This window comes from Geminicoccus roseus DSM 18922 (assembly GCF_000427665.1).
Lineage (GTDB): Bacteria > Pseudomonadota > Alphaproteobacteria > Geminicoccales > Geminicoccaceae > Geminicoccus > Geminicoccus roseus.
Genome location: NZ_KE386572.1, coordinates 4551286 through 4563449, shown reverse-complemented (window position 1 = coordinate 4563449; position 12164 = coordinate 4551286). Strand labels below are relative to the sequence as shown.

Sequence of the window (12164 nt, the reverse complement as noted above, 5' to 3'; positions counted from 1 at the left end):
ATGGTGCGGCGGCAGGACGGCCGATGCGCGCCGGGAGGCAGACCGTTGTCCGATGTCGAACCCTTGATGCAGGCGATCGAAGAAAATCGCATCCGCATCTGCAATCTCCGCTTCACCGATCCGCTGGGCCATGTCCGGCAGGTCGCGATCGAGACCAGCGGGCTCGACCCGGCCCTGTTCACCGACGGGTTGATGATCGATGGCTCGGCCATCCCCGGCTGGCATGCGCCCACCGAGCCGGACCCGGTGCTGCGCCCGGACCCTTCGTCCTGGTTCATCGACCCGTTCGCGGCGCAGCCGACGCTGGTGCTGTTCTGCTCGGCGGCGGAAGCCGGCACCGGGCATGCCTACGACACCTGCCCGCGCAGCACCCTGCAGCGCAGCCTGGAGCACGTGCAGCGCAAGATCGGCGCCGACCGGATCGCGGTCGGCCTGGAGATCGGCTTCTCGCTGTTCGACGACGCCCAGTTCGATGTCGAGCCCTACCGGGTCGGCCACCGGCTGAGCGCCATGGAAGCGCCCAGTGCCGCCGGCCTGGCCTACCAGGGCGGCAATCCCGGTCACCGCCCGGTGCCGCGCCATGCGGCCCTGGCCGCGCCGCCGCCCGACCATTTCTCCGACCTGCGCAGCGAGGTCGCCACGATCCTGGCCGGCTGCGGCATCCAGGGGATGACCCATGGCCATGGCCGCGGCGCCTGCCAGCATGTGCTGACGCTGCCGCCGACGGATGCGCTGATCGCCGCCGACCGCCTGCAGCTCGCCCGCTACGTGGTCCGCAGCGTGGCCGCCGGCTACGGCAAGACCGCCACCTTCCTGCCCAAGCCGTCCCAGGACGAGCATGGCGTCGACCTGGTGATGTCGGTGGCGGCGTTCGCCGCCGGGCGGCCGCTGTTCCACGGCTCCTCCTATGCCGATCTCAGCCCGCTCTGCCTGTCGTTCATGGCCGGCATCCTGGAACATGCCCGGATGCTCGCCGCCTTCACCAACCCGTCGACGAACTCCTACCGGCGCCTCCGGCCGGGCGAGGAGGTGCCGACCGTCCTGGCCTATGCCGCCAACAACCGCACCGCGGCGGTGCGCATCCCGCTTACCGCCCGGCCGGACCAGAAGCGGCTGGAGCTGCGCTTCCCCGATCCCCTGGCCGACCCCTACCTGGCGATCGGGGCGACGCTGATGGCCGGGCTGGACGGGATCGACCGCAAGCTGGAGCCGGACGACCCGCTCGACCGCAATCTGTACGACCTGCCGCCCGAGGAACATGCGCTGCGCCACCTGCCCCGGACCCTGGACGAGGCGCTGGACGAGCTCGACCGCCACCGCGAGGTCCTCACCGGCGACGAGGTGTTCTCCCCGCGCATGGTCGACACCTACCTGACGCTCAAGCGGATCCAGTCCGACGAGATCGCGGCGATCCCGCATCCCGCCGAACTCAGGCTGTACTGGTCGAACTGAGCGGGCTCGGCTTGACGCGAACGCTTCCGGTACGCTTCTTGCGCTGCGCAGTTTGAGCGGCGGCAACGACCTACCCTGATGGGCCGGCCCGATCGGGCCGGCCGGAAGCGAGCATGAGCGACCTGTTCGAGCAGAAGAGCGGCGAGACGCGCGGCGAGTACACCGCGCACGACATCGAGGTGCTGGAGGGGCTGGAGCCGGTCCGGCGCCGCCCGGGCATGTATATCGGCGGCACCGACGAGCGGGCCCTGCACCACCTGGTCGCCGAGGTGCTGGACAACGCGATGGACGAGGCGGTCGCGGGCCATGCCGACCGCATCGAGATCAGCCTGGACTCGGCCACGAGAGTGACGATCCGCGACAACGGCCGCGGCATCCCGATCGACCCGCATCCGAAATTCCCGGACAAGTCGGCGCTGGAGGTGATCCTCACCACGCTGCACTCGGGCGGCAAGTTCTCCAACAAGGCCTACCAGACCTCCGGCGGCCTGCACGGCGTCGGCGTGTCGGTGGTGAACGCGCTGTCCTCGGAGCTGGTCGTCGAGGTCGCCCGCGACCGCAAGCTGTTCCGGCAGGTCTACTCGCGCGGCGTGCCGCAGGGTGCGATCGAGAACATCGGCAACGCCCCGAACCGGCGCGGCACCACCCTGACCTTCGTCCCGGACACCGAGATCTTCGGCGACGACGCGGCATTCTCGCCGGCCGCCCTGCACAAGATGGCGCGCAGCAAGGCCTATCTGTTCAAGGGCGTGGAGATCCGCTGGTCCTGCGCGCCGGAACTGATCAACGGCGCGAGGACCCCGGCCACCGAGACCTTCCACTTCCCCAACGGCCTGGCCGACTTCCTGGCGGCGCAGCTGGAGAACCGGGAACGGGTGGTCGAGGACGCGTTCACCGGCGAGGCCGAGCTGCCCGAGGCGGCCGGGCGGATCGAGTGGGCGGTGGCCTGGCCGATCGACGAGGAAGGCTATGAGGGCTTCTACTGCAACACGATCCCGACCCCGCTCGGCGGGACCCATGAGCAGGGCCTGCGCGGCGCGCTGCTCAAGGGCCTGAAAGCCCATGCCGACCGGGTGGGCAGCGGCAAGCGCGCCGGCAACCTGGTCGCCGAGGATGTGCAGGGCGGTGCGGTGCTGATGCTGTCCGCCTTCATCCCCCAGCCGCAGTTCCAGGGTCAGACCAAGGAGCGGCTGGTCTCCGCGCAGATCACCCGCCCGATCGAATCGCGGCTGAAGGACCGGTTCGAGACCTGGCTCGCCTCGCATCCGGCCGCCGCCAGCCGGCTGCTCGACCATGTCTGCGACCGGGCCGACGAGCGGCTGGCCCGCAAGAAGCAGAAGGACGTCCAGCGCAAGAGCGAGACCCGCCGGCTGCGCCTGCCGGGCAAGCTGGCCGACTGCTCCCGGGAAGGGCGCGACGGCACCGAGATCTTCCTGGTCGAGGGCGACAGCGCCGGCGGTTCAGCTAAGCAGGCCCGCAACCGCGAAACCCAGGCGATCCTGCCGCTGCGCGGCAAGATCCTGAACGTCGCCTCGGCCACCGCCGACAAGCTCGCCCAGAACAAGGAGCTGGTCGACCTGGTGACGGCGCTCGGCTGCGGCTCGGGCAAGCATTTCCGCAGCGACGAACTGCGCTACGACAAGGTCGTGATCATGACCGACGCCGATGTCGACGGCGCGCACATCGCGGCCCTGCTGATGACCTTCTTCTACCGCGAGATGGGCCGGCTGGTGGAGACCGGCCATCTCTACCTGGCGCAGCCGCCGCTCTACCGGCTCTCCCACGGCAGCACGGTGGCCTATGCCCGGGACGACAAGGACAAGGACCGGATCCTGGCCACGGTCTTCAAGAACAAGAAGAACGTGGACATCGGCCGGTTCAAGGGCCTGGGCGAGATGAACCCGAGCCAGCTCAAGGAAACCACCATGGATCCGTCCCGGCGCCGGATGCTGCAGGTCCGCCTGGAGGACCTGGAGGGCAAGACCACCGGCCAGCTGGTCGAGGAGCTGATGGGGCGCAAGCCCGAGCTGCGGCTGGCGTTCATCCAGGCCAATGCCGCCAGCGTCGCCGAGCTGGACGTGTAACCTATACGTCAAAGCGTATTTTTCTTGATTATACGGCTTGGCGTATCTTAGCTTGTTATCCGCCGCAGCGTATCATGCCGCGCCGGAGGGAGCATGGACCGGATAGCCCGCCGTCCCGACCAGCTGGGAGCCATCCTGCGCGCCCAGCGGCGCCGCCTGAAGCTGACCCAGAGCGCCCTGGCGGCGGCGAGCGGCCTGCGCCAGGCGACGGTCTCGTCTGTCGAGGCCGGGGAACCCGGCACCCGGCTGGACACGATCCTGGACCTGCTGGCCGCCCTCGACCTGGAGCTGGCGGTCCGTCCCCGCAGCCAGGCATCGGACATCGAGGACATGTTCTGATGGGCCGGCGCCGCCGCTCGCAGCGGCTGGGCGTCTGGATGAACGGCCGCCGGGTCGGCCTGCTGCGCCGCGAGCCGGACGGGGCGATCGCGTTCGTCTATAATCCCGGCTGGCTGGAGCTGCCCGACGCCATCCCGGTCTCGCTGTCCATGCCGCTGCGCGAGGAGCGCTTCCACGGCGCGCCGGTCCGCGCGGTGCTCGAGAACCTGCTGCCGGACGACGAGCGGATCCGTCGCCGCGTCGCGGAGCGGATGGGAGCCGAGGGCGCCGACGCCTACAGTCTGCTGGCGGCGATCGGCCATGACTGCGTCGGTGCGCTGCAGTTCCTGGAGGAAGGGGTGGAGCCGGGCCCGGCCGGCGGCATCGAGGCGCGTCCGCTGGACGAAGCCGGGATCGCCCGGCTGCTGGACGACCTGTCCGCGGCCCCGCTGGGCCTGGACCGCGACCTGGACTTCCGGATCTCCATCGCCGGCGCCCAGGAGAAGACCGCCCTCACCTTCCTGGACGGGCGCTGGTGCAAGCCCGCCGGCGCCACCGCTACCACCCATATCCTGAAGCCCGCGATCGGCCGGCTGTCCAACGGCATCGACCTTTCCCACAGCATCGAGAACGAGTTCCTCTGCCTGCGGCTGACCGAGGCGCTGGGGCTGCCGAGCGCCCGGGTCTCCATGCAGGCCTTTGCCGGCACCCGCGCCCTGGTGGTGGAACGCTTCGACCGGCGCTGGACCCGGGACGGCCGGCTGCTCCGGCTTCCGCAGGAGGATTGCTGCCAGGCCCTGTCGGTCCCGCCCACGCGCAAGTACCAGGCGGACGGGGGACCAGGGATGGCCGAGGTCCTGGACCTGCTGAAGGGCAGCGACCAGCCGGGCGCCGACCGGGCTGTGTTCCTGCGCGCCACGCTGGTGTTCTGGCTGCTGGCCGCCACCGATGGCCACGCCAAGAACTTCAGCCTGGCGCTGCGGGCCGGCGGCCGGTTCACCCTGTCGCCGCTCTACGACGTGCTCTCGGCCCAGCCCAGCCTCGACGCCGGCCAGATCCAGCGGCGCCAGATGCGCCTCGCCATGTCGGTGGGCGACCGCCGCCACTATGCGGTCGACGAGATCGTCCCGCGCCACTTCGAGCAGGCGGCCGCCCGCGCCGGCCTCAGCCGGTCGGTGGTGCACGCGATCTTCGACGACCTGGCGGGCTCCGCGGGCCCCGCCCTCGAACGCGTCGTCCGGGAGCTTCCACCCGACTTCCCGCCAGAGGTCCTGGACCCGATCGCCGCAGGGATGCGCCGCCGCCTGCTCTTCCTGGGCCGGGGTTGAGCTGGTCCCGACAGTGGTCCCGGCTTTTGCACGAACGAACCCGAGCGCCCGCTCAACGGGCCAGCCAGCTGCGCAGCGCATCCGTCACCGCCGCCGGCCGCTCCAGCGGCGCCAGGTGGCCGCAACTGCCCAGGATCACCAGGTCGGCGCCCGGGATGGACTCGGCCATGGCCAGATGGCCGGAGGGCGGCGTCAACGTGTCGCTCCGCCCGCACAGCACCAGGGTCGGGCAGCCGACGCCGGCCAGATGCGGGCGCATGTCGCGCCGCGATGCGATCGCAGTCTGCTGGCGGCGGAACGCCTCGGGGCCGACCCACGCCGCCATCTCGGCCAGGACCGCCAGGAGCGCCGAGGTCCGGTTCTCCTGGGCCACCCAGCCCTGCCCGAGTTCGGCGGCAATCTCCGTGAACCGGCCAGCTTCCGCCGCCTCGACCAGCTCCATGCGCCGGGCGCGGCCCTCCGCGCTGTCCGGCTCGGCACGGGTGCAGGTCAGGGCCAGCCGTTCGAGCCGCTCCGGTGCCCGGACCGCGACTTCCTGGGCGAGATATCCCCCCATCGACAGCCCGACCAGGGCGAACCGGCCGGGATTTTCTGCCAGGAGCCTGTCGGCCATGGCCGCATAATCGGCATCGCGACGATGATCGAAGACGCGTACCTCGTGCTCGCCCGAAAGGGCCTCGACTTGTGCCTGCCAAAGTCGCGGACTGCACAAGAGTCCCGGAATCAGGACGATCGTCGCCATCTCTGCGCTCCCACTTCAACCTCTGGTCCTTCCTGCAACGTCGTGCGCCCGGATTCCAGCGGGTTTCACCGGAAGGAAACCGGGCGCCATCGTTGACTTTTTTGCCCGATCTCTTAAGTAGCCGCACAGTTTCAACCGTCTGATCGGCCCTCCCACCTTGACCGAAACAGCCCCTTCGAGCCCCGCCTTCGCATCGCTGGGGCTCCGGGAAGAGATTCTCCGCTCGATCGAAGATTCCGGCTACACGACCCCGACCCCCATCCAGGCCGCCGCGATCCCCGTGGTGCTGGCCGGACGGGACGTTCTGGGGATCGCGCAGACCGGCACCGGCAAGACGGCGTCCTTCACGCTGCCGATGATCGAGAAGCTGTCGTCCGGTCGGGCCCGGGCACGCATGCCGCGCTCGCTGATCCTCTCGCCGACCCGCGAGCTGGCGACCCAGACCGCCAAGAACTTCGAGACCTACGGCAAGTACCTGAAGCTCTCCCATGTGCTGCTGATCGGCGGCGTGGGCATGGGCGACCAGGAAAAGCAGCTGGAGAAGGGCGTCGACGTCCTGATCGCCACGCCCGGGCGGATGCTGGACTGGTTCGAGCGCGGCCGGATCCTCTTGGGCGGCGTCCAGATCATGGTGATCGACGAGGCCGACCGGATGCTTGACATGGGCTTCATCCCTGATGTCGAGCGGATCATCTCGCTGCTCCCGGCGCGCCAGCAGACCCTGCTGTTCTCGGCGACCATGCCCAAGGAAGTGCGCAGCCTGGCCGACCGGTTCATGAGCGAGCCGGCGGTGATCGAGGTCGCCCGGCCGGCCACCACTTCGACCAACATCGAGGACGTGGTGGTGATGACCGCGCCGCGCGACAAGGTCGAGGGGCTGGTCAAGCTGATCCGCAGCCACGACATCGACAAGGCGATCATTTTCTCCAACCGCAAGCGCTCGGTGGCGGAGCTGAACCGGACGCTGAAGCGGCGCAAGCTGAACGTCAGCGACATCCATGGCGACCTCGACCAGTCGCAGCGCCAGGCGACGCTGGACGCGTTCAAGCGCGGCGACCTCGACTATCTGGTCGCCACCGACGTCGCCGCGCGCGGCCTCGACATTTCCGACATGCCGGTGGTCATCAATTTCGACGTGCCGACCCACCCGGACGACTATGTCCACCGGATCGGCCGGACCGGCCGCGCCGGCCGCAAGGGCCGCGCCTTCACCTTCGTGACCTCGGAGGAGCTGAAATACCTCGCGGCGATCACCGGGCTGGTGGGTCGCGAAATTCCCGCGCTGGAACTGGAGGGCATTTCCGGCCTCGACGAGATGGTCGAAGCGGCGGAACCCAAGCGCGGACGCAAGAAATCCTCTGGCGGCGCCAAGTCGGAGCGGCCGAAGAAGGCCAAGGAGGATGCCGCACCGCCCGCAGCGAGAGCGGCGGAGACGGATGCGAAGGATTTGGCGGACGAGGCCTCGGACAAGAAGCCGCGCCGGACCCGCTCGCGGCCGGCGCCGGCAGCACCTGCTCCCGAACCCAGGATCATGGGTACCGACGAGCCTCAGCCCGACCTGCACGAGCCGGAGACTGCTCCGCAGGAGGTTGTTGCACGGCCATCCAGCCGTGGCCGGTCCCGCCGCGACGCTTCCCGCGAGGAAGCCCGGGCCGACGCCCCGCGGGCGCCGACTCCGTCGCGGGACGAGCCGCCGGCCCGCGAGCGCGGCCGCAGCGAGGGACGCGAAGGCCAGCAGGTTCTGGGCTTTGGCGATGCGGTCCCGGCCTTCATGCGGATCGTCGTGCCGAAGACCATCAAGCCTGCGGACGAAGAGTGAGCACCCGCAGACCGCGTCGCTTCGAGATCCTGGAGCGGCGCGAGGTCTGGCACGGCTTCTTCCGGGCCGAGGCGCTCCAGATCCGGCATGAACGCTTCGACGGCGGCAGCGTGGAGTGTTCCCGGGAGCTGTGGATCCAGCGGCGCGCCATCGCGGTGCTGCCCTATGATCCGCGCACCGACCGGGTCCTCCTGGTCGAGCAGTTCCGCACCGGCGCCATCGACGCGCCGGAGGGGCCATGGGTCCTCGAGGCGATCGCCGGCATGGTCGATGGCGAGGACGGGCTGGAGGAAACCGCGCGGCGCGAGTCGCTGGAAGAGGCCGGCCTGGAACTGGACCGGATCGAGAAGGTCGCCGAGTTCATGTCGTCGCCCGGCTGCACGACCGAGCGGGTCCATGTCTTCCTGGGCCTGGCGGACCTTCCCGAACAGGGGGCGGTGTTCGGACTGGCCGACGAGAGCGAGGACATCCTGACCCACGTCATGCGGTTCGACCAGGCCATGGCAGGCCTGGACGAGCGCAGGATCCTGGGCGTGACGGCGTTGGTGGGGCTGCAGGCCCTGGCCTTGCGCCGGCAGGGCTACCGCCGGGAGATCGGCTTGGCGTCTTGATGCTTGCCTTTCTCCGCAACGCCTGAATATTCGCCAGCACCAACCTGCCAGACGGAAACCGATGCCGGACGCTCGCATCTACCAGCCTGCCAAGACCGCCGCGCAGTCCGGTCGCGCCAAGACCCGCTACTGGCTGCTCGAGATGGAGCCGCGCTCGCGCAAGGACGCCGACCGGCTGATCGGCTGGGTCGGTTCCGACGACACCGATCAGCAGGTCACCCTGAAGTTCCCGAGCAAGGACGCGGCGATCGCCTATGCCGAGCGGCACGGCCTGACCTTCCAGGTCTACGAGCCGCACGAGCGGATCGTGAAGCCGAAATCCTACGCCGACAACTTCACCCGCCGCATCTGACGGCCTCCACCGCCTCCGCCAGCGTCGCCGCCTGGCTGCCCGAAGCATCAACTCGGGTCCAGCTGACGGCGGCGCGATCGATCTGGTCCAGCTGACGGCGCAGCACTTCGACCGTGGCGTCCGAGGCGTCGCCGGTCCTGGCGGCCACCCGCGCTTCCAGGACAGCCGGCGGAGCCTCCAGCCACAGGCCGCGGAAGCGCACTCCCGCACGCGCGGCCACCTGGGCGATGGCGTCCCGCTGCGCCGGCTCGCCATAGACCGCATCCGCGATCACCGCCTGACCTGCTTGCAGCAGGCACGCCGAACGCTCGGCGATCCGCGCGAACACGCGTCGGCTGACCTCCGGCCGGTAGGCATCCGCATCCAGCCTGTCCTCCGGCCGCCTGCCGAACATGCCCTTGCGCAGGACGTCCGAGCGCAGCACGACCGCGCCGGGCAGCGGCCCCAGGTCGGGCGCCAGGCCGCGCGCCACCGTGGTTTTCCCGGTCCCGCTGACCCCGCCCAGCGCCACCAGCGTCGCCGGCCGGGTCGCGAACACGGTAAGCGCCAGGTCCAGATAGCTGCGTGCCGCCGCTGCATTGTCCTGGAACCCCTCCACCTTGGCCCGGACGGCCGCGCGGGTCCCCAGACACAGAGGCAGAAGCGCCACCGCCTGGTCGTCCTCGGTGACGTCGAGCCAGCCTTGGAGGGCGCGCTGGGCGTGGACGGGCAGGCCGCGATGCAGCAGGTCCATGATCAGGAAGGCCAAGTCGTAGATCACGTCGACGCTTGCCAGGGCCGGGTCGAACTCCAGGCAGTCGAACGGCGTGGGTGCGCCGTCCAGCAGCACGACGTTGCCCAGATGCAGGTCGCCGTGACAGTGGCGGACCCGCCCGTCCTCCCGGCGCCGGTCGAGCAGGTCGCGATGACGCTCCAGGTGCTCGCGCGACAGCCGGTCGAGCTTCTCGACGCTGGCGCGATCGACCATGGCGGGCGCGAGGTCGAGCAGGTCGGCCGTGTTGCCCGCGACCACATCCGCCAGGGCGGCGTGGCCGCCCCCATCCCTGACCAACGGTGCCTGTGCATGGAACGCCGCCACCCGGCCTGCCAGCTCCTCAATCGTTTGCGCGGAGAGGCGTCCGTCCGCGGCCATCCGGTCGAGCTGGTCGCTACGCTCGAACCGGGCCATCTCCAGCAGCCATTCCACCGGCGCGCCTGAGCCACCGACTTCCAGCTCGCCATCGTCCCGCCGGACCACCGCCACGACCGCGCGATAGATGGAGGGCGCGGTCCTCCGGTTCAACTCGAGCTCCTGCCGGATGATCTGTTCACGCTGCTCCAGCGTCGAAAAATCCAGGAAGCGGAACTTCACAGGCCGCTTCATCTTCCAGACCGTGTCCCGCCCGAGGAAGAGGTGGGCTCCATGGGTGTCCACGCGCTCGACGGGCTCGCCGAGGCCGCCCTGCTCCAGGAAATCCACTACCTCGCTCAACATGCCGCTCCCAGGACGTAGTTGGACTCCGGCTCATGCCGGGCATCCCGGTCTCGCCGCATACCGGCCGATCTCACCCGAGCTGGTCCTTCCTGGCAACGCGGCTGCACCACGGCACTTCTACCCGCGACGCCCCGCGGCTAGGTTGCGCCTCCCCTTCCTGCCGCTGGAGGCGTTCTTGAAGCCCGAGATCCTGATGTTGCGCGGGCTGCTGCCGCGCCAGACCGCCCAGCTCGACGAGCGCTATGCCGGCCACCGGCTCGATCTGGCCGAGGATCGCGAAGCCATGCTGCGCGAGGTCGCCGGGCGGGTCACCTCGATCCTCACCTCGGGCGAACTGACCTGCGACGCTGCCTTGATGGACCGCCTGCCGAAACTGGAGCTGGTGGCCTGCTTCGGCGTCGGGGTGGACGGCGTCGACCTCGACTACTGCAAGGCCCGCGGCATTGCGGTGAGCAACACGCCGGATGTCCTCACCGACGACGTGGCCGACCTGGCCATGGGGCTGACCATCGCCACCATGCGCCGGATCGTGGCGGCTGACCGGTTCGTCCGGGCGGGTGCCTGGCAAAACGGCCCCTTGCCGCTGTCCACGCGGCTGGCCGGCAAGACCATGGGGATCCTGGGTCTGGGCCGGATCGGCAAGGCGATCGCCAGGCGCGCCGAGGCCCATGGCATGTCGATCGTCTGGCATGGCCGCAGCGCCCAGTCGGATGTCGCATGGCACCGTTATCCGGACCTGGAAGAGATGGCGGGCGCGGTCGACCTGCTGATGGTCGCGTGTCCGGGCGGGCCCGCCACGCGAGGCCTGGTCAACCGGGCGGTGCTCGGCGCGATGAAGCCCAAGAGCTTCCTGGTCAACATCAGCCGGGGCTCGGTCATCGACGAGCCGGCGATGGTCGAGGCGCTGGTGGAAGGCCGGATCGCCGGTGCGGGCCTGGACGTCTTTGCCGATGAGCCGAATGTCCCGGCGCCTCTCAACGACCTTGAGACCGTGGTGCTGACGCCGCATATCGGCTCTGCGACGGAGGAGACCCGCGACGCCATGGCCCAGCTGGTGGTGGACAATCTCGACGCCCACTATGCCGGCCGCCCCCTTCTAACGCCCTGGCGGTTCGCCTGAGCATCGCCCACCTCCTGGTTTGGGCGGCACCGCACGCAGATCCCCGATCTGCGGCGGTGCCGCATCGCCCTGGGATGGCTTCCAGGAGCATCCGCCGGGACTTCCCTTCGGCCGGAACAGGCGGGAGTGACCGGGCCGGCATCGCCTAGGCGCGAATTCATTCCGGCAGTCATGTTATAACACGCTGCGGACTTGATGCCCGGCCCCGCCGCCGCCAATGTCGCGCCGCGCTGCCCGGGATCGTCTCGATACAATCCGGCGACCGGCGCCGCAGTGGATGATGGGAGGCAACTGGGTGGACATGCTCCTCGCGCTCAGTCGCGGCATCGATCGAATCAACACGCTGATCGGCCGGACAGTGATGTGGCTGATCCTGCTCGCGGTCGTCATCTCGACCGTCAACGCGATCGTCCGCAAGGCGTTCGACGTCAGCTCCAACATGTGGCTGGAGATGCAGTGGCAGCTGTTCGGCTGCGTCTTCATGCTGGCGGCGGCCTACACGCTGCTGGTGAACGAGCATATCCGGATCGACATCCTGAACAGCCGCTTCCCCAAGGCGATGCGCAACTGGATCGAGCTGGTCGGGCACACGCTGTTCCTGATGCCGTTCACCATCCTCATGCTGGTCGATGGCTGGCCGTTCTTCGTGCGCTCCTATCTGGGCAACGAACAATCGTTCAATGCCGGCGGGCTGCCCCAGTGGCCCGCCAAGTTCCTCGTCCCTCTCGGGTTCCTGCTGCTGTTCATCCAGGGGATCTCCGAGATCATCAAGCGGATCGCGGTGATGCGGGGCCGGATCCCCGATCCCCATGAGCGTCGCGACGACGCCCATGAGACGCCGCTCGAGCACGAACACATCTGATC

The 12164-nt window shown here is 69.5% G+C and carries 11 protein-coding genes; 9 read left to right on the top strand and 2 right to left on the bottom strand.

The genetic code is table 11. From position 1 onward, the window contains the following. Positions 1–45: 45 nt before the first annotated feature. The 4 genes from GEMRO_RS0122555 to GEMRO_RS0122540 all read left to right on the top strand — a co-directional run bounded on the left by GEMRO_RS0122555 (position 46) and on the right by GEMRO_RS0122540 (position 5182). Positions 46–1452, top strand: coding sequence for a glutamine synthetase beta-grasp domain-containing protein (locus tag GEMRO_RS0122555; RefSeq protein WP_027135818.1), 1407 nt, complete (start codon positions 46–48; stop codon positions 1450–1452). Between the two features lie 113 nt (positions 1453–1565). Further along, entirely contained in the window at positions 1566–3536 is a 1971-nt protein-coding gene (parE, locus tag GEMRO_RS0122550; RefSeq protein WP_027135817.1) for a DNA topoisomerase IV subunit B, read from the top strand. Between the two features lie 93 nt (positions 3537–3629). Next, a complete protein-coding gene (locus GEMRO_RS0122545; protein ID WP_027135816.1) occupies positions 3630–3875 on the top strand; it encodes a helix-turn-helix domain-containing protein in 246 nt (81 codons plus the stop codon). Next, positions 3875–5182, top strand: a complete 1308-nt coding sequence (locus tag GEMRO_RS0122540; protein ID WP_027135815.1) for a type II toxin-antitoxin system HipA family toxin — start codon at positions 3875–3877, stop codon at positions 5180–5182. The genes GEMRO_RS0122545 and GEMRO_RS0122540 overlap by 1 nt, the downstream gene beginning before the upstream one ends. A 52-nt stretch (positions 5183–5234) precedes the next feature. On the opposite strand, the gene GEMRO_RS0122535 is transcribed toward GEMRO_RS0122540, so the two are convergent. Beyond that, positions 5235–5924, bottom strand: a complete 690-nt coding sequence (locus GEMRO_RS0122535) for an alpha/beta fold hydrolase (protein WP_027135814.1) — start codon at positions 5922–5924, stop codon at positions 5235–5237. A gap of 157 nt (positions 5925–6081) precedes the next feature. On the opposite strand from GEMRO_RS0122535, the gene GEMRO_RS0122530 reads away from it, so the two are divergent. From GEMRO_RS0122530 to GEMRO_RS0122520, 3 genes are all read left to right on the top strand, one after another. Further along, the gene (locus tag GEMRO_RS0122530) at positions 6082–7743 is read left to right on the top strand and encodes a DEAD/DEAH box helicase (RefSeq protein WP_051329374.1); all 1662 of its coding nucleotides are present in this window, start codon (positions 6082–6084) and stop codon (positions 7741–7743) included. Beyond that, positions 7740–8354 carry an NUDIX domain-containing protein gene (locus tag GEMRO_RS0122525; protein ID WP_027135812.1) on the top strand — a complete coding sequence of 205 codons (615 nt, stop codon included), beginning with the start codon at positions 7740–7742 and terminating at the stop codon, positions 8352–8354. Before GEMRO_RS0122530 ends, GEMRO_RS0122525 begins: the two co-directional genes overlap by 4 nt. 61 nt (positions 8355–8415) lie before the next feature. Next, positions 8416–8706 (top strand): ETC complex I subunit, encoded by a 291-nt coding sequence (locus GEMRO_RS0122520; protein WP_027135811.1) that lies wholly within the window; start codon positions 8416–8418, stop codon positions 8704–8706. Here GEMRO_RS0122520 and GEMRO_RS31280 read toward each other — a convergent pair. Beyond that, positions 8690–10180 carry a bifunctional aminoglycoside phosphotransferase/ATP-binding protein gene (locus GEMRO_RS31280; RefSeq protein WP_035485839.1) on the bottom strand — a complete coding sequence of 497 codons (1491 nt, stop codon included), beginning with the start codon at positions 10178–10180 and terminating at the stop codon, positions 8690–8692. The genes GEMRO_RS0122520 and GEMRO_RS31280 overlap by 17 nt on opposite strands. A gap of 175 nt (positions 10181–10355) precedes the next feature. Between GEMRO_RS31280 and GEMRO_RS0122510 the strand changes: the two genes are divergently transcribed. Together GEMRO_RS0122510 and GEMRO_RS0122505 are read left to right on the top strand one after the other, a co-directional pair. Then, a complete protein-coding gene (locus GEMRO_RS0122510) occupies positions 10356–11300 on the top strand; it encodes a 2-hydroxyacid dehydrogenase (protein WP_027135810.1) in 945 nt (314 codons plus the stop codon). A gap of 295 nt (positions 11301–11595) precedes the next feature. After that, positions 11596–12162 (top strand): TRAP transporter small permease subunit, encoded by a 567-nt coding sequence (locus tag GEMRO_RS0122505; protein ID WP_027135809.1) that lies wholly within the window; start codon positions 11596–11598, stop codon positions 12160–12162. Positions 12163–12164: the final 2 nt, after the last annotated feature.